Origin of the sequence: Auraticoccus monumenti (assembly GCF_900101785.1) — a bacterium.
GTDB lineage: Bacteria > Actinomycetota > Actinomycetes > Propionibacteriales > Propionibacteriaceae > Auraticoccus > Auraticoccus monumenti.
The window spans coordinates 2,760,771-2,783,123 of sequence record NZ_LT629688.1 but is presented as its reverse complement, the minus strand read 5'-3'; the positions used below and the strand labels follow the sequence as shown (position 1 = coordinate 2,783,123).

At 73.7% G+C, this 22,353-nt stretch carries 20 protein-coding genes; 7 read left to right on the top strand and 13 right to left on the bottom strand.

All coding sequences use genetic code 11. The features are described 5' to 3' along the window. Window positions 1-42: 42 nt before the first annotated feature. The 4 genes from BLT52_RS12945 to BLT52_RS12930 all read right to left on the bottom strand — a co-directional run bounded on the left by BLT52_RS12945 (window position 43) and on the right by BLT52_RS12930 (window position 3,792). On the bottom strand, window positions 43-546 hold the full coding sequence (locus BLT52_RS12945; protein ID WP_090594158.1) for a GNAT family N-acetyltransferase: 504 nt from the start codon (window positions 544-546) through the stop codon (window positions 43-45). 154 nt (window positions 547-700) lie between these two features. After that, window positions 701-1,585, bottom strand: a complete 885-nt coding sequence (locus BLT52_RS12940; protein WP_090594156.1) for an aminoglycoside phosphotransferase family protein — start codon at window positions 1,583-1,585, stop codon at window positions 701-703. Between the two features lie 619 nt (window positions 1,586-2,204). Next, window positions 2,205-3,074 (bottom strand): PHP domain-containing protein, encoded by an 870-nt coding sequence (locus BLT52_RS12935; protein ID WP_090594155.1) that lies wholly within the window; start codon window positions 3,072-3,074, stop codon window positions 2,205-2,207. Between the two features lie 7 nt (window positions 3,075-3,081). After that, entirely contained in the window at window positions 3,082-3,792 is a 711-nt protein-coding gene (locus BLT52_RS12930) for an NUDIX hydrolase (RefSeq protein WP_090594153.1), read from the bottom strand. Between the two features lie 89 nt (window positions 3,793-3,881). Between BLT52_RS12930 and BLT52_RS21725 the strand changes: the two genes are divergently transcribed. Both BLT52_RS21725 and BLT52_RS12920 read left to right on the top strand, forming a co-directional pair. Beyond that, complete coding sequence (locus tag BLT52_RS21725) at window positions 3,882-4,850, top strand: SPFH domain-containing protein (RefSeq protein WP_090594151.1); 969 nt, start codon at window positions 3,882-3,884, stop codon at window positions 4,848-4,850. After that, window positions 4,847-5,725 (top strand): NAD(+)/NADH kinase, encoded by an 879-nt coding sequence (locus tag BLT52_RS12920; protein WP_090594150.1) that lies wholly within the window; start codon window positions 4,847-4,849, stop codon window positions 5,723-5,725. The genes BLT52_RS21725 and BLT52_RS12920 overlap by 4 nt, the downstream gene beginning before the upstream one ends. A 6-nt stretch (window positions 5,726-5,731) precedes the next feature. Here BLT52_RS12920 and BLT52_RS12915 read toward each other — a convergent pair whose 3' ends face one another. After that, complete coding sequence (locus BLT52_RS12915; protein WP_231946300.1) at window positions 5,732-10,669, bottom strand: NAD-glutamate dehydrogenase; 4,938 nt, start codon at window positions 10,667-10,669, stop codon at window positions 5,732-5,734. A gap of 383 nt (window positions 10,670-11,052) precedes the next feature. Then, window positions 11,053-11,868, bottom strand: coding sequence for a hypothetical protein (locus tag BLT52_RS20865; RefSeq protein ID WP_157677122.1), 816 nt, complete (start codon window positions 11,866-11,868; stop codon window positions 11,053-11,055). 165 nt (window positions 11,869-12,033) lie between these two features. Here BLT52_RS20865 and BLT52_RS20860 point away from each other — a divergent pair, with 165 nt between their 5' ends. Continuing rightward, a complete protein-coding gene (locus BLT52_RS20860) occupies window positions 12,034-12,507 on the top strand; it encodes a DUF2505 domain-containing protein (protein WP_157677121.1) in 474 nt (157 codons plus the stop codon). A 107-nt stretch (window positions 12,508-12,614) separates the two neighbouring features. Here BLT52_RS20860 and BLT52_RS12905 read toward each other — a convergent pair whose 3' ends face one another. Next, window positions 12,615-12,866: a hypothetical protein gene (locus tag BLT52_RS12905; RefSeq protein ID WP_090594145.1), complete on the bottom strand. Its 252-nt coding sequence runs from the start codon at window positions 12,864-12,866 to the stop codon at window positions 12,615-12,617. Continuing rightward, on the bottom strand, window positions 12,863-14,503 hold the full coding sequence (gene pruA / locus BLT52_RS12900) for an L-glutamate gamma-semialdehyde dehydrogenase (RefSeq protein ID WP_090594143.1): 1,641 nt from the start codon (window positions 14,501-14,503) through the stop codon (window positions 12,863-12,865). The genes BLT52_RS12905 and pruA overlap by 4 nt, the downstream gene beginning before the upstream one ends. 77 nt (window positions 14,504-14,580) lie before the next feature. On the opposite strand from pruA, the gene BLT52_RS12895 reads away from it, so the two are divergent. Both BLT52_RS12895 and BLT52_RS12890 read left to right on the top strand, forming a co-directional pair. Then, window positions 14,581-16,314 (top strand): AMP-binding protein, encoded by a 1,734-nt coding sequence (locus BLT52_RS12895; RefSeq protein WP_090594142.1) that lies wholly within the window; start codon window positions 14,581-14,583, stop codon window positions 16,312-16,314. Window positions 16,315-16,324: 10 nt separating this feature from the next. Further along, the gene (locus BLT52_RS12890; RefSeq protein ID WP_090594140.1) at window positions 16,325-17,209 is read left to right on the top strand and encodes an alpha/beta fold hydrolase; all 885 of its coding nucleotides are present in this window, start codon (window positions 16,325-16,327) and stop codon (window positions 17,207-17,209) included. A 16-nt stretch (window positions 17,210-17,225) separates the two neighbouring features. Here the strand turns inward: BLT52_RS12890 and ku are convergent, their stop codons facing one another. Both ku and BLT52_RS12880 read right to left on the bottom strand, forming a co-directional pair. Further along, window positions 17,226-18,200 (bottom strand): non-homologous end joining protein Ku, encoded by a 975-nt coding sequence (gene ku, locus BLT52_RS12885; RefSeq protein ID WP_090594139.1) that lies wholly within the window; start codon window positions 18,198-18,200, stop codon window positions 17,226-17,228. 46 nt (window positions 18,201-18,246) lie between these two features. Then, window positions 18,247-18,753 (bottom strand): DUF6912 family protein, encoded by a 507-nt coding sequence (locus tag BLT52_RS12880; protein ID WP_157677120.1) that lies wholly within the window; start codon window positions 18,751-18,753, stop codon window positions 18,247-18,249. 331 nt (window positions 18,754-19,084) lie between these two features. Here BLT52_RS12880 and BLT52_RS12870 point away from each other — a divergent pair, with 331 nt between their 5' ends. Both BLT52_RS12870 and BLT52_RS12865 read left to right on the top strand, forming a co-directional pair. Next, a complete protein-coding gene (locus BLT52_RS12870) occupies window positions 19,085-19,411 on the top strand; it encodes a hypothetical protein (RefSeq protein ID WP_090594134.1) in 327 nt (108 codons plus the stop codon). A 174-nt stretch (window positions 19,412-19,585) separates the two neighbouring features. Next, a complete protein-coding gene (locus tag BLT52_RS12865; protein ID WP_090596730.1) occupies window positions 19,586-19,870 on the top strand; it encodes a DUF1905 domain-containing protein in 285 nt (94 codons plus the stop codon). A 58-nt stretch (window positions 19,871-19,928) separates the two neighbouring features. Here the strand turns inward: BLT52_RS12865 and BLT52_RS12860 are convergent, their stop codons facing one another. The 3 genes from BLT52_RS12860 to BLT52_RS12850 are packed head-to-tail and all read right to left on the bottom strand — an operon-like array spanning window position 19,929 to window position 22,329. Then, entirely contained in the window at window positions 19,929-20,816 is an 888-nt protein-coding gene (locus BLT52_RS12860; RefSeq protein ID WP_197679033.1) for an aminoglycoside phosphotransferase family protein, read from the bottom strand. A gap of 5 nt (window positions 20,817-20,821) precedes the next feature. Further along, window positions 20,822-21,388 carry a histidine phosphatase family protein gene (locus BLT52_RS12855; protein WP_090594132.1) on the bottom strand — a complete coding sequence of 189 codons (567 nt, stop codon included), beginning with the start codon at window positions 21,386-21,388 and terminating at the stop codon, window positions 20,822-20,824. Beyond that, on the bottom strand, window positions 21,385-22,329 hold the full coding sequence (locus BLT52_RS12850; RefSeq protein ID WP_090594131.1) for an acyltransferase domain-containing protein: 945 nt from the start codon (window positions 22,327-22,329) through the stop codon (window positions 21,385-21,387). Before BLT52_RS12850 ends, BLT52_RS12855 begins: the two co-directional genes overlap by 4 nt. Window positions 22,330-22,353: the final 24 nt, after the last annotated feature.

Here is a 22,353-nt window from a genome sequence, read left to right as displayed (position 1 = left end):
GACCATGGATCGCGGCCCTGGCGCGCTCGCGCTTCTCGGCGGCTATCCGACGAGGTCTGGGCCGCGCTGGAAGCCTCGCGCGAGGTAGTTCGGGATCGTGTGAGGGTGCTCGTCGGGGAGGGTCCAGAGCCAGACGCGGTGGGTCGCCCGACCGTTCGGAGCCGGGTGCTCCCACAGGTGGCGGGTCAGCCGCGTCAGAAGGTCGCCACCAATCCCTTCTCCCTGACGTGACGGGATGACGCCGATGACCGTGAAGCCGGCGTCTCCCTGTCCGGTCCAGCCGATCTGGGCCATCCCGACATTGTGCCCGCCCAAGGTCGCGATCCATGCCTCAGTTCCTGGCTGCGCCAACTCGCTGCGCCAATCGGCCACGGTCCACGCCTCGCGCCCACCCCCACCCAGAGGCGCCCAGATCGTCCGATACAGCGCAGCGAACCTCGGAACCTCGCTGTGGCCGATCTGGGAGAGGTGAACGTCATCTCGGGCCGCAGCTGGTACCAGCTGGTGCGGATCGTTCATCTCGAGCACAACGCCGTCGGAGGACATGCACCGAAGGTAGTCACTGCTTGCCAGCCTCTTGCCGGCTCATCCGACCCCAGCTACGTCGCGCCGCGTCCCATTCGGTCGTCGACTCCGTCGACGTGTGGCTACAAAGTGTCAGCGATTTGAGGCGAGCAACACCGGAATGTGAGGGGATCGCTTAGCGTGCAAGTCCGTTACAGGTCAGCAGGTCGCGCACCGTGGCCGAGGCGATGAGGGCCTCGACCTCTTCCTGGTCCTCCCGCCACGCCTGTGCCGCCTGGTGAACAGTCCAGACTGCCGTCCACCGCAGGGAGCGCCCCACATCAATTCCGGTCAATCTGGCCAGCGACTCCGCCACCGGCAGGATCAGCTCGGCAGGCTGGTAGGCCGCGAACGCAGCCACCTCAGCGCCGGGATCCCCGATCACGGGGAGCGGGTCCAGCACGACCCAGCCCACTGGGCTGCCGGCGGAGCTGACCACGTTCTTGGTGATGAAGTCCCCGTGGAGCAGCCTCGGCTCGCGCGTCGTGCGACAGAGGTGGTCCGCTGCCGATCGGGCGTCCGGAAGGCGCAGCAGCCCCAGGAAGCCGCGACCTGGCTCGGCACGCTCACCTTGTTCCATGGCCGCGTCCTCACGAGCGACCCGCTCGTGCTCGGGATACACCTCGACCAAGGTCGGCAGCCGGTGAGCTGGCATCGGCGCCGACCACAGCCTGCTCACCAGCTCCCCGGCAACGTCGACCATGGTCCCGACAGCTGACTCCTGAGACCTCCATGGCCACCCGGCACCCGGTCGTGCGCGCTCCAGGAGCAGCGCATCGTCGGTGGCATCCAGCAGGGTGATCGCTGCACCCGTTCCAGCCCACGACATCAGGACAGCGGCCTCGGCAGAGGCCGCGCCACGCCCGCCGCCGCGGGCGGGCGGGAGCTTGAGCACGACGTCACTGCCTCCGGCATCACGTGCGGCGAAGACGGCCGAGCGGGACCCACCCGTCAAGGGCTCCCCGATCACCAGGCCCCAGTGGTCAGCCGCACGCTGCACCCGCTCCTGGCTGTACGACACGAATTCGACGCTACCGCGACTACATCCCGGTCAGGGATCCCCTACTGACACACGGCGGCATCGCGCTACTGGCGCCCGGCAACTTGCCTGCTCGAAACCCCTGATCGAAAAGTAGGTGGCGTGGATCACACGACTTTCGAGCGGCGGTTCTGAGCCAGCGAGTCGCCGACCTGCCGGGACCGCTCAAAAACCATCGTCACTGGGCAGCCTGAGCGAGACTACGTACGTACCGCCGGATCCAGACCCCGCTCCGACGATTGACCTCGAGTTCCCCGTCCCGGCAGCCAACTCCGGCCCCGAGAGGGAATCGGGAACCCAGACCACTCCGCGCTGACAGGCCTGGGGACTCAGGTCCACCAATGAGACAAGATCTCTCCAGCACGTTGAAGAAGGTTACCGAGGCCCTCGCTGATGCCCACTGACGCGCCCCGGTCAGCCCTGTGGGGCGTCGCGGGCGGCCTGCAGCCGCTCCAGCGGGTGTCGTCGAGATCGGCCGGTGATGGCACTTCGTCGATCGCGGGCGATCAGCCTCTTCCCCAGGTCCGAGTACTCCACCCACGGGGTCGTGGTCAATGACGTCGGAGGCGTACGGTTCCCCGCAGATCCCGCAGCTGGCGCCCTACCGGCCGGGAGAGCCGGGGGCGGCGCGCCCTGCGCGCTCGTCCAGGCGGCGGCGGATCTCGGCGTAGACCTCGGGGTCCGTGCGCTCCCGGCCCAGCTCGTGGTCGACCTTGCCCATCCCGTGGTGGTCGCTGGAACCGGTGACCAGCAGGTCGTTGTCCGCCGCGATCGCCCGCAGCCTCCGCCGCTGGTCGGGGCCGTGGTCGAAGTGGTCGACCTCCACCCCGTCCAGCCCGGCCGCGGCGAGCGCCGGCCAGACCTCCTCGGGCAGCTGCCACTCCTTGCCCCTCCCCCAGGGGTGGGCCACCACGGTGACCGCACCGGCGGCGCGGAGCAGCCGGAGGCCGTCGACCAAGTCGGTGGCGTAGCGCGGCACGTGCGCCGGCCCCCCGTCGGCCAGGAAGCGGTCGAAGGCCTCCGTCCGGTCGGCCACGTAGCCGGCCGCGACCATCGCGTCGGCCACGTGCGGACGTCCGACCGAGGGGCTGGCACCGACGTGGTGGCGCACCTGCTCCTCGCTCAGCGTCATCCCGAGCGCGGCCAGCCGGGCCAGCACCGGGGTCAGCCGGTCCTCCCGACCGGCCCGCACCCGGGCCAGCTCGGCCACCAGCGCCGGGTCGTCCTGGCGTCCGCCGTAGCCGAGCAGGTGCACGCTGTGCCCGCGCCGCTGGGTCGACATCTCCAGCCCGCCCAGCAGCTCCACCCCGTGCTCGACCGCCGCGCGCCCCGCTTCGGCCAGCCCGTCGAAGGTGTCGTGGTCGGTCAGGGCGATCACGTCGATGCCCTCCCGGGCCGCCTTGGCCACCAGCTCGGCCGGGCGGTCGGTGCCGTCGGAGACCGAGGAGTGGGTGTGCAGGTCGATGATCACGCCGACATCATCCCCCGTCGCCGCCGGCCGCGGGCCGTTCCCGCACCAGCGGCGGGTGCAGCACCCGGGCGTCCCCGCGGCGGAACAGCTGGGCGGGACGTCCGCGCTCGGTGCGGGTCCGCCCGGTCGCCTCCACGAACCCCGGCGCCGCGGTCACCTTGCGGTGGAAGTTGCGCGGGTCCAGCGGCACCCCCCAGACCGTCTCGTAGACCCGGCGCAGGTCGGCCACGGTGAACTCCGGCGGGCAGAAGGCCGTGGCCAGCGGGGAGTACTCCAGCTTGGCCCGCGCCCGCTCCAGGGCGTCGGCCAGCAGCCGCGCGTGGTCGAAGGCCAGCGGCACGGCACCGGACTCGACCCCGCGCACCGGGCGCCAGTCGGCCTCCGCCGCGTCGGTGCCGGCGCGCGGGACCCCCGGGTCGGGCAGCAGCGCCAGGTGGACGACGGTGACCACCCGACCGCGCGGGTCGCGCCCGGGGTCGCCGTAGGTGCCGACCTGCTCGACGTGCACCTGCTCGGGGCCGAACCCGGTCTCCTCCTCCAGCTCGCGACCGGCGGCGGCCAGCAGGGTCTCCTCGGCGCCGACGAAGCCCCCGGGCAGCGCCCAGGCGCCCTCGAAGGGCGGGATGCCCCGCCGCACCAGCAGCACCTGCAGCTCGTCGGCACGGACGGTCAGCACCACCAGGTCGACGGTCAGGGCGGCGTTCGGTCGGGCGGTCACGGACCCACCCTAACCGCTTCTCGTCAAGTTGACGAGTAGTAGCCGTCCGGTTTATCGTCATGTTGACGACAACAACCGAGGAGGACCCCGTGGCCGACATCAGCCGCTACCCGATCGTGAGCCACCTGCGCAGCAGCGCCACGATGCACGTGCTCCACCTGGACCGGGGGCAGCTGCGCCACAGCGGCACCGGCACGTCCTTCTGGTTCCGCCCCCTGCACGCGGTGCTCTCGGAGGTGCCCGTGGACGACCGGGAGCTGCCGCTGCTCTTCCACGCGCTCACCGCCGACTTCCAGGACGTCACCGTGCAGGCCTCGCTGAGCTACCGGGTGGCCGAGCCGGACCGGGCCGCGCTCCGGCTGGACTTCTCCCTGGACCCGGGGACGGGTCGCTGGCAGGGCTCTCCGCTGGACCAGATCGCCTCGCTGCTGGTGGGGACCATGCAGCAGCACGTGCTGGACCTGGTGGCGCGGATGCCGCTGGCCCGGGCCCTGAGCGAGGGCATCGAGCAGATCCGCAGCACCGGGGCCGCCGCCCTGGCCGGGGACAGCAGGCTCGGCGAGACCGGGATCGAGGTGCTCGGCGTGCGGGTGGTCGCGGTCCGCCCGCAGCCGGAGGTGGAGCGGGCGCTGGAGACCCCCACCCGGGAGCGGATCCAGACCGAGGCCGACCGCGCCGGCTACGAGCGCCGGGCCCTGGCCGTGGAGCGGGAGCGCACCATCTCCGAGAACGAGCTGACCAGCCGGATCGAGCTGTCGCGCCAGGAGGCGGAGCTGGTGGCCCAGCGGGGCGCCAACGCCCGCCGGGAGGCCGAGGAGCAGGCGGCGGCCCAGCAGGTCCGGGTGGCCGCCGAGGCCGAGCGCACCCGCGCGCTGGGCCAGGCCGAGGCCGAGGCCCAGACCGCGCGGCTGGGCGCCTACGCCGATGTCCCGGCCGAGGTGCTCTGGGCCCTCACCGCCCAGGAGGTGGCCGAGCACCTGCCGGCCGTGGAGCACCTGGTGCTGACCCCGGAGCTGCTCAGCCCGGTGCTGGCCCGGCTCGCCGGGCGGTCGGCATGAGCCTCCCGCCGCGGGTCGTCGTGGTGCACCGGCGGACCGAGCTGGAGGAGCTGCTGGCCCGCCACGCCACCCGCGGGCAGGCCGAGTTCTTCCTCCGCACCCGCGGCCGCACCCTGACCGAGGTCGAGGAGCGCCACCAGCAGCAGCAGGCGGCCCTGCAGGCCGTCACCGCCGCGGTGCCGCCGGACTGGCGCCAGGGCCGGGTGGAGCGGGGCGACCTGGCCCGGTTCCTCTTCGCCCCCGACGACGTGGCGGTGGTGGTCGGGCAGGACGGGCTGGTGGCCAACGTGGCCAAGTACCTCCGCGACCAGCCGGTGCTGGGGATCGACCCGTGGCCGGGACGCAACCCCGGGGTGCTGGTCCGCCACCGGCCGGCGGCGACCGCGGAGCTGCTGCACGCCCGCGACCAGGTGACCGAGCTCAGCATGGTGGTGGCCCGCACCGACGGCGGCCAGGAGCTGCACGCGCTGAACGAGGTCTTCCTCGGCCACCCCAGCCACCAGACCGCCCGCTACCGGATCACCGCGCCGGGACACGACGGGGAGCAGCAGGCGTCCTCGGGGGTGGTGGTGGCCACCGGCACCGGGGCCACCGGGTGGTGCCGCTCGCTCTGGCTGGAACGGCACAGCCCGCTGGCCCTGCCCGACCCGAGCAGCACCGCGCTGGCCTGGTTCGTCCGTGAGGCCTGGCCCTCCCCGGTCACCGGCACCACCGCCACCGAGGGCCTGCTGGGGCGGGGGGAGCTGGTGCTGCGGGTGGAGTCCGAGCGGCTGGTCTGCTTCGGCGACGGGATCGAGGACGACCACCTCGAGCTGACCTGGGGCCAGCAGGTCAGCGTCGCGGTCTCCCCCCGCCGGCTGCGGCTGGTGGGCTGAGCGCCCTCAACCCAGCGCGGCCAGCAGCGTCCGGACCATCCGCAGCCCCACCGACATCCGGGCCAGGGTGGGCTCCTCGGCGCAGATCTCGGCCAGCGACCGGGTGGTGGGCTCCAGCCCTGGCGTCTCCGCCCCCCACCGCTCCAGCGCCACGGCCACCTCGTCCCCGCCGCCCTCGTCGGGCAGGTGGCGCAGCACCTCGGAGGTGAGCTGGGTGTGCACCACCCCCAGCTCGTCACGCAACGCGTTGCGGGCCAGGGCGTCCCACGGGTCGGTGCGGGGCAGCGCGGCCACCCGCTGCTGCAGCCGGTCCAGCCCCAGCAGCTCGCTGAGCTGGTGGTGCACCCGCGCCACGACGACCGGGTCCTGGCCCGCCTGCTGGGCGGCCTGCACGACCGACAGCGCCCCCTGAAGGAAGGGCAGCCCGGCGATGGTGGTGGCCAGCTCGTCGCCGATGCCCAGGGCGTCCAGCTCCGACAGCCGGTCGGCGAACCGCGCCCCCTCCCGCCCGGTGAGCAGCTGCGGCATCGCCTGGCTGATCCGGCCCACGCCGTCGGCGAACTGCTCGATGACGGCCTGGATGTCGATCGGGGAGCGGCGGTTGGACAGCACCCAGCGGGTGCTGCGCTCCACCACCGTCCGCAGCTCGAGCCGGAGCCGGGTCTGCAGCCCGGCGTCGACCACGTGGTCGAGCTGGCGCAGCCGCACCTCGTGGCGCCCGGCGCTGACGATCGAGCGGGCGGCCAGCTGGGCCCGCATCACGTCCTGGGCGGTGGCCTGGGTGTCCTCCCCCAGCCGGTGCACCGCGGTGATGCCGGCGGAGTTCACGAACCGGTTGACCGCAACCGTGGTGATGATCTCGCGGTGCAGCCGGTGCTCCGACATCCCCTGGCGGTGGCCCTCGCGCAGCGCCTGCGGGAAGTACTGCACCAGCCGGTCGGCCAGGAACGGGTCGTCGGGCAGGTCGGTGGCGAGGATCTCCTCCTCCAGCCAGATCTTGGTGTAGCTGAGCAGGGTGGCCAGCTCCGGTGAGGTCAGCCCGCGCCCGGCGGCGATCCGGGCGGTCATCTCCTCGGTGCCGGGCAGGTTCTCGATGGTCCGGTCCAGCAGGCCGACCCGGGTCAGCTGCTGCATCCAGGCCTCGTGCACCGGGGCCATCGACGTCGACTGCTGCAGGCCGTTGGCCAGGGCCAGGTTCTGGTCGTAGTTGTGCTCCAGCACCAGGGCGGCGACGTCGTCGGTCATCGAGGCCAGCAGCGGCTCCCGCTCCTCCGGCGCCAGCCTCCCGGCGGCGATCTCCCCGGCCAGCAGGATCTTGATGTTCACCTCGTGGTCGGAGGTGTCCACCCCGGCGGAGTTGTCGATGAAGTCGGTGTTGATCCGGCCCCCGCCCGCGGCGTACTCGATCCGGCCGCGCTGGGTCAGACCGAGGTTGCCGCCCTCGCCGACGCAGCGGGCACGCAGCTGGGCGCCGTCCACGCGGATGGCGTCGTTGGCCTTGTCCCCCACCTCGGCGGAGGTCTCGGCGGCGGCCTTGACGTAGGTGCCGATGCCGCCGTTCCAGAGCAGGTCCACCGGGGCGCGCAGGATCGCCGAGAGCAGGTCGTGAGGGGCCAGCGCGGTGACGCCCTCGTCCAGCCCGAGCCGCTCCCTGACCCGCGGGTGCACCGGGATCGACTTCGCGGTGCGGGGGAACACCCCGCCGCCCTCGGAGAGCAGCGAGGGGTCGTAGTCGGCCCAGCTGGAGCGGGGCAGCCCGAAGAGCCGGCGCCGCTCGGCGAAGGAGGTGGCCGCGTCGGGGTCGGGGTCGAGGAAGACGTGGCGGTGGTCGAAGGCGGCCACCAGCCGGATGTGCTCGCTGAGCAGCATCCCGTTGCCGAAGACGTCACCGGACATGTCGCCCACGCCGACGACGGTGACGTCCTCGCGCTGGCAGTCCACCCCCATCTCGCGGAAGTGCCGGCGGACCGACTCCCAGGCCCCGCGGGCGGTGATGCCCATCCCCTTGTGGTCGTAGCCCACCGAGCCGCCGGAGGCGAAGGCGTCCCCCAGCCAGAACCCGCGCTCCAGCGAGATGGCGTTGGCCAGGTCGGAGAAGGTGGCGGTGCCCTTGTCGGCGGCGACCACCAGGTAGGGGTCGTCCGGGTCGTGGCGCACCACCCGCTGCGGGGGCACCACCTCCCCGACGACGATGTTGTCGGTGACGTCGAGCAGGCTGGAGATGAACAGCCGGTAGCAGGCCTGTCCCTCGGCCAGCCAGGCCTGGCGGTCCCCGGGGTCGGGCAGCTGCCTGCAGTAGAAGCCGCCCTTGGCCCCGACCGGGACGATGACGGTGTTCTTCACCATCTGGGCCTTGACCAGGCCGAGCACCTCGGTGCGGAAGTCCTCCGGGCGGTCGGACCAGCGCAGACCACCGCGCGCCACCGCGCCGAAGCGCAGGTGGACGCCCTCGACCCGCGGGGAGCAGACGAAGATCTCGAAGGCCGGGCGCGGGGCCGGCAGGTCCGGCAACCGGGTCGGCAGCAGCTTGAAGGCCAGTGCGGCGCGTCCGGGCTGGAAGGCGTTGGTCCGCACCATGGCCATCACCACGGCCAGGAAGGCGCGCAGGATGCGGTCCTGGTCGAGGCTGGCCACGTCGTCCAGGCCCGCCCGGATCCGGTCCAGCACCGACTCCACCGCGGACTCGTCCGGCGGGGTGCAGGCCTCGTCGCGGGGGGCGAAACGGACCTCGAAGAGCCGCACCAGCAGCCGGGCCAGGTCGACGTTGGCCACCAGCGCGGTGCTGATGTAGGTCTGGCTGAAGCTGATCCCGGCCTGGCGGAGGTAGCGCGCGACCGCCCGCAGCCAGGACACCTGCCGCCAGGTGAGGCCGGCCGCGAGGACCAGCCGGTTGAGGGCGTCGCTCTCCATCCGCCCGCTGTGCACGGCGGCGAAGGCGTCGGTGAACCGGTCCCGGTCCCGGGCCCGCCAGCGCTCGTCCAGGGCGGCGACCCCGCCGGGGACCCGCAGCCCGAAGTCCAGCACGTAGGCGCGGCGGCCGCCGGGCAGCCGGAGCTCGTAGGGGCGCTCGTCGAGGACGTCGATGCCGAAGGCGCTCAGGTGCGGCAGGACCTGCGAGAGCGGCATCGGGGTGGTGCGGAACACCTTGAGCCGGAGGTCGGCCGGGTCGTCCTCGGCGTCGGGGACGTAGATCGCCTGGGCCATCGAGCGGGTGGGGGCGTCGGCGTCGGCCTCGTCGGGGGCGTCGTCGAGGGCGAGCAGCGCGGCGAGGTCGAGCACGCCCTGGCGCGGTTCGTAGTCCTCCTTGTAGCCCTCGGGGAAGATCCGCTCCAGCTCCGGCACGGGCGGCAGGTCGGGGTGCTGGGCCAGCTGGTCGCGGAGCAGGTCGTTCCAGGAGCGGGTGGCGTCGGTGAGCTCGCGCTCCAGCGCCGGGACGTCGTAGGCCCCCAGCCGGCGACCGGCCGGCATCCGGGCCACCAGGTGCAGCCGGGCCAGCACCGACTCGCTGACCTGGGCCTGGTACTCCACGGACTCCGCCCCCAGCGCCCGCTGCAGCACCGACTCGATCCGCAGCCGGACCTCGGTGGTGTAGCGGTCGCGCGGGAAGTAGACCAGGCAGGACAGGTAGCGGCCGTAGGGGTCGCGGCGGGCGAACACCCGGACCTGGCGGCGCTCGCGGAGCCGGGCGATCTCCTCCACGATCGGTGCCAGCTCGGGCACGTTGGTCTGGAACATCTCGTCGCGGGGGTAGCTGCTCAGCACCCGCATCACCGACTTGCCGCCGTGGCTGTCGGCGGCGTAGCCGGTGCGGGCCAGCACCTCGGCGGCCTTGCTGGCCAGCACCGGGACCCGGGTGACCGGCTCGGTGTAGGCGGAGTGGGCGAAGAGGCCGAGGAAGCGCCGCTCCCCCACCACCCGGCCGGTGGCGTCGAAGAGGCGGACGCCGACGTAGTCCAGGTAGGCCGGCCGGTGCACCCGGGAGCGGAGGTTGTCCTTGGTGACCACCACCAGCATCGGGCGCTCGGCCGTGGGCGGGTTGGCGTGGAAGCGCCCGGGCACGTCGGTGTCGTCGCGCAGGATGCCCAGCCCGGTGCCGGGGACCGGCTCGTAGCGGCGGACGGCGTCCCCGACCACCAGCTCGTAGTCGCGGTAGCCGAGGAAGGTGAAGTGGCCCTCGGCCAGCCAGCGCAGCAGGTCGATCGCGGAGGTGCGCTCCTCCTCGGTGACGGGCATCTCGCGGTCGGCGAGGTCCTCGCAGGCGGCCAGCACGCGCTCGCGCATGGCGCCGAAGTCCTCCACCACGACCCGGACGTCCTCCAGCACCTGGGTCAGCCCCTCGACCAGCTGCTGCAGGTCCTCCTCCCGCACCGGCCGGGACCCGGCCGGGACCACCTCGACGTGGATCCAGGACTCGGCCACCGAACGGGTGTCCTCGGCGGCCTGGCGGGCGTGCAGCACCGACTGCAGACGTCCCTGGTCGTCGCGCACCACCCAGAACTGGGGGTGGAAGAGCTCGCGGATCACCCAGCCCTGGCGGGCGATCTCCATGGTGACCGAGTCGACCAGGAAGGGCCGGTCGAGGTTGACCAGCTGCAGCACCGAGGCTCCCTCCGGCGCGGCCCAGCCACCGTCCGCGCGGGTGGGAGTGCCGGCCCGGACCACGGGGTCGGCGCCGGTGCGGGTGCTGGCCAGCCGGAAGTGGTCGACGACGAGGCCGAAGACGTCGTCGGGGTCGCGCTGCAGCAGCACCTCGTCGGCGTCGACGTGGCGGAAGTAGTGCTGCAGGAACTCCTCGGCCCGGCCCTGGTCCTGGCCCATGGCCCCGGCCAGCTCGGCGCCACGGCGGGCCAGCTCGGCGATCCGGTCCTGCTTGAGGTCGGTGGGGTCGGGGTCGGCGGGCGTCGCGCTGGGTCCGGCCGGCGTGCTGGCGGTCTCGGTGCTCACTGTCCTCGGTGTCCGATCTGCTCCACCCGGTGCCCTCCGCGTCCGGGGCCGTGAGGCACGACGCCGTGCCCGCCCCTCACCATAGGGGACCCGGGTGACCGGCCGGGCGACCCCCGACGGCGGGCCCGGGCACAACCGGTCCGTGAGCGGACACCACTCGACCATCGCGCAGAGGCGTCTGCTGAGCGACCGGTTCTGCCCGCCACGCCTGCAGCGGACGCCCTCGCGTGGTGAACCGGAGCAGCGAGCAAGGTGCTTCCCGGAGCGGGCGTGGGTGGTTGGCAGCGGGTGGCACGCGCCGCCGTGCCGTGCACAACCGGCCCTTGAGCGCACACCACTCGACGATGGTGCGGAGACGTCCGCTGAGCGACCGGTTCTGCGGATCAACCGCGCAGCCGACGCAGGTGCTCCCTGGCCCGGACCAGCCCGGACAGCGCGTCCTGGGTCTGCTCCCAGACGGCCCACACCTGGGCGTGGGTCAGCCGGACGACGCGGTACCCCCGTCCCACCGCGACCAGGTCCCGACGCCGGTCGTTGGCGTAGTCGGCTGCCGCGGTGTGGTGGGCCACGCTGTCGCACTCGACGATCAGGGAGCGCCCCACCAGCAGGTCCACGTACCCGACCCCAGGCACCAGCACCTGTGGCCGCACAGGCACGCGTCGGGACTCGAAGAACCTGCGGACGCGGGTCTCGGTGCCCGACTGCGCCGAGGCCATCGCCTCGGCCAGCAGGGCCCGGGTGCGTGCGTTACGTCCGACCGTCAGCGCGTCGATGTCGGCCCGCTGCAGGAGGCCCTGGTTGAGCGCGGACTCGAGAACGACGAGCGCGGTCTCCGGGTCGTGGTGCCGGGCCACCTGCTGGATCGCGGCCGGCACCCCCACCACTGGGTCGCCCCCGCTCCACGCCCGGACCGGGTGCACCACGACCCCGCGTGGGGACGTGACGTCGGGGCCCTCGCGCCGACCGAGGACGTGGACGTCGGGGTCCGGCGGTACCCAGAGGCCGTGGAACCGGGCGGCGCTCAGGCAGCCCAGCCGTCCGCCGACCCGCAGTGCGGTGGTGACGGCGGGGTCGGCGCCGGGGACGCTGTACCAGCCGCGGGCGACGCGCACGAGGCGCCCGGCGGCCACCGCCCGGTCCAGGTCGCGTCGGGGGAAGCGCCGGATGAGCTCGGAGTGTGGGGCGAAGTCCTTGGTCATGCCGGCACCGTCGTCAGCTCGGTGGTCGGCGCGCCGCTCGTCCACAGGTCTCGTCGCCGCGACCCGGGCCTGTGCACAACCGGTCACCCAGCTGACGTCTCTGGACCATGCGGCAGACGGGTGCGCTCAGCGACCACTTCTGCGGGTCACGGCATGATGGGGCCCATGGACATCTCCACACGAGCAGAGTTCCCCGCCCCGCCGGCCGAGGCCTACGCCATGCTGACCGACGAGGCCTACCTGACCGAGGTCTGCGAGGCGAGCAAGGCCCACAAGTTCACCGTCTCCGTCGACGGCAGCACCACCCGCACCACCCGGACCCTGGACGCCCCCTCGGCGGCGGCGAAGTTCACCGGCCCCACCATGGACGTCGTCGAGGACATCTCCTGGGGCCCCGCGGCCGCTGACGGCAGCCGCACCGGCACCATCAACATCACCGTCCCGGGCCAGCCGGTGACGGTCAAGGGCACCACCGAGCTGGCCGCCGCGGGCAGCGGGTCGGTCCTGACCGTGTCCGGTGACCTCAAGGTCAACATCCCGCTGCTGGGCAAGAAGCTCGAGCAGTCCGCCGCGCCCGCCGTGCTGGCCGGGGTCGACGTCCACCAGGAGGTCGGGAGCCGCTGGCTCGCCCGCGGCTGATCCCGGCCATCACCGACCGGCCGGCTCGCACCGGCCGCCGACCACCCGCCCGGCTCGTCCCCGACCGCCCCGGCCCGACGCAGCTCGCGTCGGGCCGGTCGCCGTCGTCAGGGCAGGTCGGTGACCGCGGTCCGGGTGCCCGACATCGGGTCCGCGGCCTCGAGCCGGGCCCCGGTCTCGGCGGCCAGCTCGTCGAGCAGCTCCAGCGGGGCGTCGGTCTGGACCACGTGCTCGTCGGCGGCCCCACCGGCGGCCGTGGCCACCCCCGGAACGGCCTCGGCGCTGTACCCGGCCGCGGCCAGCACCTGCACCAGCTCCTCGGCCTTCGCGGCGTCGCCGGTCACCAGCTGGCTGATCACGACGCCTCCGGACCCATGTGGGGGTACCCGACCGAGGTCGGCGGCACCAGGGTCTCCTTGATCGAGCGGGGGCTGGTCCAGCGGATCAGGTTCCACATCGAGCCGGCCTTGTCGTTGGTGCCCGACGTCCGCGAGCCCCCGAACGGCTGCTGCCCGACCACGGCCCCGGTCGGCTTGTCGTTGACGTAGAAGTTCCCGGCGGCGTGGCGCAGCGCCCGGCTGGCCCGCAGCACGGCGTCGCGGTCGTCGGCGATCACCGCACCGGTCAGGCCGTAGGGAGCCCCGGAGTCGACCACCTCGAGGACGCGGTCGAAGTCGGCGTCGTCGTAGACGAGCACGCCGAGGATCGGGCCGAAGTACTCGGTGTTGAACACCTCGTTGCCGGGGTCGTCGGAGACGATGATCGTCGGCCGGACGAACCACCCCACCGAGTCGTCCACGGTGCCGCCGGCCACGATCTCGCAGGTGGCGTCGGCCCGGGCCCGCTCGATGGCGTCGCGGTGCTTGGTCCAGGCCCGCTGGTCGATCACCGCGGAGGTGAAGGCGGACAGGTCTCGGACGTCGCCGACGGCCAGCCCGTCGGTGATCTCGACCAGCTCGCCGCGGATCTGGTCCCACACGCTCCGCGCCACGTAGGCCCGGGAGGCGGCCGAGCACTTCTGCCCGGAGTACTCGAAGGCCCCGCGGATCATGGCGGTCCGGGCGACGGCCGGGTCGGCGCTGGGGTGCACGACGATGAAGTCCTTGCCACCGGTCTCCCCCACGATCCGCGGGTAGGCGGCGTAGCCGGAGATGTTGCGCCCGATCTCCTGCCACAGGTGCTGGAAGGTGGCCGCGGAGCCGGTGAAGTGCAGACCGGCCAGCTCGCGGTGCGGCAGCACGACGTCGGAGACGGCCAGGCCGTCACCGGGCAGCAGGTTGATGACCCCGGCCGGGAGCCCTGCCGCGGTGAGCAGGTCCATGGTCAGGGAGGCGGCCAGCTGCTGGGTGGGGCTGGGCTTCCAGACCACCGTGTTACCCATCAGCGCCGGGGCGGTGGGCAGGTTGGCGGCGATGGCGGTGAAGTTGAACGGGGTGATCGCGTAGACGAAGCCGTCCAGCGGGCGGTAGTCGGTGCGGTTCCAGACCCCGGGTGAGGAGATCGGCTGCACCTCGTGGATCTGGGCGGCGAAGGCCACGTTGAAGCGGAGGAAGTCGATCAGCTCGCAGGCGGCGTCGATCTCAGCCTGCTGGACGGTCTTGCCCTGGCCCAGCATGGTGGCGGCGTTGAGGGTGTCGCGCCAGGGACCGGCCAGGAGGTCCGCGGCGCGGAGGAAGACCGCGGCCCGCTCGTCGAAGGGCAGCTCGGCCCAGCCGGGGGCGGCGGCCTGGGCGGCCTGGACCGCGGCTGCGGCGTCCTCGGCGGTGGCGTGGGCGGAGCGTCCGAGCACGTGGTGGTGGTCCGAGGGCATGGTCACCTCGAAGGACTCCCCGCCGGGCAGCCGGCGCTCGCCGCCGATGCAGGCGGTCAGCTCCACCGGCTCGGCCGCGGCCATCTCCTCCAGCCGGGCGGCCAGCGAGGCCCGTTCCGGGGACCCCGGGGCGTAGCTGCGGACGGGTTCGTTGACGGGCGGCGGGACCGAGGTGCGTGCATCCATGCCGCGACCCTATCCCGGGCCGCGGCAGCCGCCCCGGGGTCTGTCGGGCGGCGCCGACGATGCGGTAGGCATGGCCCATGAGCACTCCGACGTCCTCGGCCACCGAGGCCTTCCGCGCCGCCCGGGACCAGCTGCTCGGCTGGTACGGCGACCCTGAGACGGCCCGTGAGCAGTTCCGCTGGCCCGACGTCGGCCCGCGCTGGAACTGGGCGGTGGACTGGTTCGACGCCATCGGCCGCGGCAACGACGACCCGGCCCTGGTGGTGGTGGACGAGGACGGCTCGACCACCGAGCTCACCTTCGAGGAGCTGGTCACCCGCTCCGACCAGCTGGCCAGCTGGCTCTCCGGCCTCGGCGTCGGCCGGGGTGACGCCGTGCTGCTGATGCTGGGCAACCAGGTCGAGCTGTGGGAGACGATGCTCGCGGTGATCAAGCTGGGCGCGGTGCTGATGCCCACCACCACCGCCGCCGGCGCGGCCGACCTGCGCGACCGGGTGGCCCGCGGCGGGGCCCGCTGCGTGGTCACCGACCCGGCGTGCACGGCGAAGTTCGACGACGTCCCCGGGGACTACCTGCGGGTCGTCGTCGGCACGGTGGACGGCTGGTCGGACCTGCACGAGGCACGCGGACTGGGTGAGGTCCGGGTGGAGCACCCCGGCACCGGGCCGGAGGACCGGATGCTGCTCTACTTCACCTCCGGCACCACCGACCGCCCCAAGCTGGTCGAGCACTCCCAGGCCTCCTACCCGGTCGGGCACCTGACCACGATGTACTGGCTCGGGCTGCGGCCGGGCGACGTCCACCTCAACATCTCCTCCCCCGGCTGGGCCAAGCACGCCTGGTCCTGCTTCTTCGCGCCCTGGAACGCCGGGGCCACCGTGGTCGCGCTCAGCTACAGCCGCTTCGACCCGGCCGGTCTGCTCGACCAGCTGCGGCGTCGCCGCGTCACCACCTTCTGCGCCCCGCCGACGGTGTGGCGGATGCTGATCAAGTCCGACCTGTCCGCCGGCCCGGGTGAGCTGCGCGAGGTGGTCGGGGCCGGGGAGCCGCTCAACCCCGAGGTGATCACCCAGGTGCAGGACGCCTGGGGGCTGACCCTGCGCGACGGCTACGGCCAGACCGAGACCACCGCCCAGGTCGGCAACGTGCCCGGGGACCGGGTGGTGCCGGGCTCGATGGGTCGGCCGCTGCCGGGCGTCCCGGTGGTGCTGGTCTCCCCCGAGACCGGACGGCTGGTGGACGGGGTCGGTGAGGGCGAGCTGTGCCTGGACCTGTCCGGGCGCCCGCTGCCGCTGATGACCGGCTACCAGGGCGAGGAGGGCGGGACGTCCGGGGCGCTGGACGGCGACTTCTACCGCACCGGCGACATCGCCTCCCGCGACGAGCAGGGCTACATCACCTACGTCGGGCGCACCGACGACGTGTTCAAGGCCAGCGACTACAAGATCAGCCCGTTCGAGCTGGAGTCGGTGCTGATCGAGCACCCGGCCGTCGCCGAGGCCGCGGTGGTGCCCGCCCCGGACGCCCTCCGGCTGGCCGTGCCCAAGGCCTACGTCGCGCTCGCCCCCGGCCACGAGCCGACCCGGGAGACCGCCGGCGAGCTGCTGGCCCACGCCCGGGAGCACCTGGCGCCCTACCAGCGGATCCGCCGGCTGGAGTTCGCCGAGCTGCCCAAGACCATCTCGGGCAAGATCCGCCGGGTCGAGCTGCGCGAGCAGGAGGAGCAGCGCGACCGGGACCGTGCCGCCGGGGGCGCACCGGAGGTCGTGGAGTTCCGCGACGACGAGTTCCCCGGGCTGCGCGGACGCTGAGGAGGGCGGGGTGTTCGAGGGTTTCGTCGAGGAGCAGGTCGACCTCGGGGAGGCGTCGGTCCACGTCCGCCACGGCGGTGACGGTCCGCCGGTGCTGCTGCTGCACGGCCACCCCCGCACCGGCTCCACCTGGCACCGGGTGGCGCCGGCGCTGGTCGAGCGGGGCCACACCGTCGTCTGCCCCGACCTCCGCGGCTACGGACGCTCCCGCGGGCCGGCCCCGACCCCGGACCACGCCGCCCACAGCAAGCGGGCCGTGGCCGGGGACCTGGTGCGGCTGATGGACCGGCTGGGGCACCGCTCGCACGCGGTGGTCGGGCACGACCGCGGCAGCTACGTCGCGCTGCGGCTGGCCCTGGACCACCCGGAACGGGTCAGCCGGCTGGCGCTGCTGGACTGCATCCCGATCAGCGAGCACCTGGCGCGTGCCGACGCCGAGTTCGCCACCCGGTGGTGGCACTGGTTCTTCCTCGCCCAGCCCGACGTCCCGGAGCGGGTGATCACCGCCGACCCCGACGCCTGGTACCGCGGCGACCCGGACACCATGGGCCGGGAGAACCACGACGAGTGGCGGGCGGCGGTCCGCGACCCCGAGGTGGTCCGGGCGATGCTCGAGGACTACCGGGCCGGGCTCGGCGTGGACCGCCGGCACGAGGAGGAGGACCGCGCCGCCGGGCGACGGGTGGGCTGCCCGCTGCTGGTGCTGTGGTCGCTGCGGGACGACCTGGAGGACCTGTACGGCGACCCGCTGGCCATCTGGCGGGACTGGGCCGAGGACGTCCGCGGGCACGGGATCGACTCCGGCCACCACGTCGCCGAGGAGGCCCCCGGCCCGCTCACCGAGGCGCTCGCGGACTTCCTCACCCCGCTGACCGACGACCGCCCACGAGGCTGACGCAGGGCGCCTCGGCTCAGCTGGCCTTCTTCGCCGGGGTCTTGCGGGCGGTGGTCGTCTTCGCCGCCGTCGTCTTCTTCGCCGCGGTCTTCTTCGCCGTCGTCTTCTTGGCCGTGGTCCTGGTGGGGGTCTTCCGGGCCGGCGCCTCGTCCTCCTCCTCGGCGGGCTCGGCCGGCGCGGCGGGCGCCGCCTGCTCCCCCGACGCCTCGGCCCGGCGCTTCTTGGCCGCCTCGACCGAGGCGCGCAGCGCCGCCACCAGGTCGACCACGTCCGCCGAGGCGCCGGTGTCCTCCTCCTGGGCGACCATGGCCGAGCCGCTGAGCTTGGCCTCGACCAGGGTCTCCAGCGCCTCGCGGTAGGCGTCGTGGAACTGCTCGGGCTCGAAGGGCCCGGACAGCGCGTCGATGAAGGAGCCGGCCATGGTGATCTCGGCGTCGCTGACCGAGACGTCCTCGGCCGGGGCGGCGAACTGGCCGTCGCGGAGCTCGTCGGGCCACAGGATGGTGTGCATCAGCAGCAGGTCGTCCTTGGCCCGGATCATGGCCAGCGTCTCCCGGGAGCGCAGCGCCACCTTGACGATGGCCACCCGCCCGCTCTGGACCAGGGCGTCGCGCAGCAGCACGTAGGGCTTGGCGCCGGGGCCGTCGGCCTCGAGGAAGTAGGTCGAGCTGATGTAGGTGGGGTCGACCTCGTCGGCGTCCACGAACTGCACCACGTCGACGGCCTTGGTGCTGCGCAGCGGGAGGTCCTCGAAGTCCTGCTTCTCCAGGATGGCCATCCGGCCGTCGGGGGTCTCGTAGCCCTTGGCGATCTCGGCGAAGGGGATCTCCTGGGAGCAGACCTCGCAGACGCGCTTGTACTTGATCCGGCCCCCGTCCGCGGGGTGCACCTGGCGGAAGGAGATGTCCTTCTGCTCGGTGGCGCCGTACACCTTGATCGGGATGCTGATCAGCCCGAAGGAGATGGCACCCTTCCAGATCGAACGTGGCATGGGGTCAGTGTGTCACCAGGGTGCCGCCGGCGGCAGGAGACCGGGCTCAGCGGTGCAGGGCGAGGACGTCGGGGAGCTCGTGCGGGAGGAACCACAGCAGCGGGTGCTCCTCCAGCAGCAGGGTCACCGCCTCGGGCTGGTGCGCCTCGCCGATGCGGACGTCGCTGCCCGACATCGCGGTCCGCGCCTCCTCCACCGCGGACAGCGCAGCCGGCTCGTCGACGAAGACCGCGGTCACCCAGGACCAGTCGAAGGGGGTCAGCCGGACCCGCCCGATGGACTCCTCCACGACGGTCACCGCGGAGCGCTCGGCGTCGACCGCGACCACGACGCGCGGGCCGCTGCCGAGCGCGAGGCTGTCCAGCGAGGCGAGGTTCTGGGCGACGTAGTCGGCCTCCTCGGACTCCTCCGGCGGGACGTCGTGGCTGGCCAGCACGCTCCGGGTCGGGCCGCGTCCCTCCAGCTCCTCCAGGGTGCCGGCGGCGGCCAGCAGCTCCAGGCGCTCCAGCGCCACGCCGCAGAAGACCATCCGCCTCGACCGGTTCGCACTCACCCGCCGCACCCTACCGACCGCTCACCCCTACCGTGAGCACCGTGGCCCAGGTGTTCGTGGCCCAGCTCGAGCTGGACGGCCCGTTGACCAGCCAGGCCTCCACCGCCCTGCGCGACCAGGCCGTCACCTGGTTCGGCTCCCCGAGGACCCGGCACCTCGGCACCGAGGTCTCGCTGCTCGAGGGCGCACCCCGCCGCTGGCTGGCCCGGGCCCGCTTCGTCCGCGAGCCAGCACCGCCCCCGCCGCAGCCGGCCCTGATGAGGGCGGCCACCTGGCTCGGCTTCGTCCCGTCGGGCACCGAGCCGCTTCCTCCGGCCGGGTCCCGTGGACGATGGCCGTCTCCGCCGCGAGCGGCGCTGCGCCCGAGGAGGTGTTCGTGGCCCGGCGGGAGCTCGACGGGCCCCTGACCGAGGAGGAGGTGCTCAGCGCCCTCCGCGCCCAGGCGGTGACCTGGTCCGGCTCGCCGCGCACCATCCTCCTCGGCACGGAGGTGTCCGCGGTCGAGGGGGACCGGACGTCGGGAGGACGCTGGCAGGTGCGGGCCCGCTTCGTCCGCGAGCCACCGCCCCGCCCTCCCGAGCCGGCCGTCGTCCGAGCGGCCGACTGGTTGGGGTTCACCGCTCCCCTTCCCCGGAGCCACGCACCACGTGACGTCTGAGCTCCGCGAGCGGCCCCAGCACCGGACCCGCGTCGCCCGGACCCGACGCTCCACATCTCCCCACGGTGCCGTGGAGGGCGTGGGACGGGCTCAGGGATGACTTCCGCGGGCGCCACGGGTCTCATCCACGAGGGCCTGCACCACACCGCCCGCCCACACACCAAGGAGCACGCCATGCCTGACCCGGCACCCCTCGACATCCGGTTCACCGCCGTCCTCGGCCGGGTCCGCCCCGGCGACACCTGGATCTGCGTCCAGCTCCCGGGCTCGGCCGAGCTGTTCGGCACGCGGGGGCTGGTCAAGGTCGCCGGGACGGTCGACGGGGAGCCATTCACCGGCGCCTTCATGGCCCTCGGCGACGGCACCCACAAGCTGCCGGTCGCCGCACCGGTCCGCCGGGCCATCGGTAAGGACGACGGTGACGAGGTGGAGGTCCAGCTCACCCAGCGCCTCGGCTGACCGGTCACGCTGCCCCGCAGGATCAGCCGCGCCCCATGGGCGTCGGCACCCAGGCACGTCAGCCCTCGAGCAGCCCCAGCAGGACCTCGGCCCGGCGCAGGTCCTCCCGACCGGCGTCCAGCTCGGACCGGCTGACGAACCACAGCGCGGCCTCCACCATCCGGGCCACCGCCCAGGCCAGGACGCGCTCGGCCGGCTCCCCGGTCGACGCGGCCAGCAGGTCGACGCGCTCCCGCAGGACGCGGGTCGGCTCGGCGTGCAGGAACGGGTCGTCCACCTGCACCAGCAACGGGCACAGGTCGTAGCCGGGGTCGCCCAGCATCGGTTTGGGGTCGATCACCAGCCAGGGCTCGCGGGTGGCCGCCAGCACGTTGCCGGGGTTGTAGTCGCCGTGCACGACCACCTCACGGGTGGCGGTACCGGGGAGCGCGCGGAGCAGGGACGCACCCCGGGCCACCAGCCCGGGGTCGAAGGGCGGAGCCAGGACCCGCATCCGCTCCTCGAGCAGGTCGGCCCACTCCGCCGCCACCGCACCGACCGTCTCGTAGGCCGCCACCGGTCCGGCGGTCCCCCACAACCGGGAGAGCAGCCCGGCCGCCACCTCCAGCCGGGCGTCGGCTGTCAGGTCGTCACGGGAGGCCAGGGTCGTCCCGGGCTCGCAGCGCTCCAGCAGCAGCGCGAAGGGCTCGTCCTCGTCGCGGGCGAGCAGCCGGACCGCGCCCCGACCGTCCCAGCGTCGCAGCGCCTCGGCCTCGTCGCGGGCCTCCCGGTGCGGCAGCGACACCTTGAGCACCGCGTCCACCCCGTCGGCGGTCCTGGCCCGCGCGACGAAGGCGGCGGTGCCGCCGGAGTACTCCGCGCCGAGCTCCAGCCCCCACCGGGCGACGCAGCGCTCGACCAGGGCGGGCACGGTGGCGCGCCACGCGGCCTCGGTGGGCCACACCACCGGACTCAGCTGTTCCAGGCGATCAGGGCGGGCTGCTCCTTGTGCTGCCCCAGCACGCTCAGCCGGCCGGTCTCCAGCGGGAAGGAGTCCCCGCGGGTCAGGTCCAGCCCCAGCCACAGCAGCGTCAGCGCCCGGGACGCGTGCCCGTGGCCGAAGCACAGCACCCGCTCCACCCCGCTGGCGCGGATCCGCTCGATCACCCGGCCCAGCCGCTCGGTCACCTGCGCGGCGGTCTCCCCACCCGGGCTGGGGTGGGTCCAGACGGTCCACCCCCGGTCGGTCTCGCGGATCGTGGCGCTGGTGATGCCCTCGTAGTCGCCGTAGCCCCACTCCACCAGGTCCTCCGTCACCTCCACCCGGTCGGGGTCGAAGCCGGCGATCCGGGCGGTGTCCAGCGCCCGGCGCAGCGGGCTGGACAGCACCAGGTCGAAGGACAGCTCGGCCAGCCGCGGACGCAGCAGCTCGGCCTCGGCCCGTCCCTGCTCGGTCAGCTCGATGTCGGTCGAGCCGGTGTGGCGGCCGTCGCGGCTCCACTCCGTCTGCCCGTGCCGCACCAGGTAGAGCTCGGTCATCGTGCCTCCTCCGACGGCAGCGGGGCCGTCCCCTCGGCGGAGACCCAGCCGGGCCCCTCGGTGATGTGGCGGACGACCAGCCGCTGCAGCCGGGTGTCCTGCGGCAGCGCGGTCAGGTCGACCTCGCCGCGGCGGCGGAAGGTGAAGAAGAGCGCGTCCTCGTTGCCGGGGTGGGTGCGCCCGTTGAGCCGCCAGCGCTGCTGGAAGCCCGCCAGGTTCGAGCCCGGCAGCTCCTCGGCCAGCGTGGGGTCCAGCAGCCAGGACGAGCAGTGCAGCTCCTCGGCCGGGTGGTCGGGGTGGTGGACGGCGAAGAAGGCCGCGGCCCGCCGCAGCGAGTCGTCCACCGCGGCCGGGTCGAGCGGGCCGGCCTCGGGGATGTGCACCGAGAGCTGCCACCGTGCCGGGTGCTCGACGCCCTCGTCGTCGGTCAGCGGACGCAGGTTGAGCTGCAGCCGGCCCAGCCAGTGCAGGGCGCCGGACCAGGCGCAGGTGAGCCAGCCCTCGGTGTGCAGCCCCAGGTCGCCGTAGGTGCGGCGGTGCACCCACATCTGCTGGCCCAGGTCGGACAGCGAGCGCCAGCCCTGCTCCTCGTCGATCCCGTGCGCGGCGTGGAAGGCCAGCACCTCCGGCGTCGCGGCCACCAGCGCGGCCACCGCCAGCCCACCGGTCACCGTCCGGCCGAGCGCGGACGAGCGGTGGTCCGAGCCGTCGGGGGTGAGCCCGAAGACCGGCGGTGCGTCGGAGCGGAAGTCCCCGACCCCGTCCACCAGCGCGGCCACCAGCGGGGTCAGCCGCTCTCCTGCCGCGTCGTCGCCGCGGAGCTCCTCCAGCAGCACGGCGGTCTCGGCGGCGTCGTCAGGACGCAGGCCGAGGCGGTCGGCCAGCGCGGCGGCGTCCCAGCCCGACAGGCGGGGCGCGATCTCGATGGTCGTAGCAGCCACGGGCCTCACTGTAGGGGTCCCCGG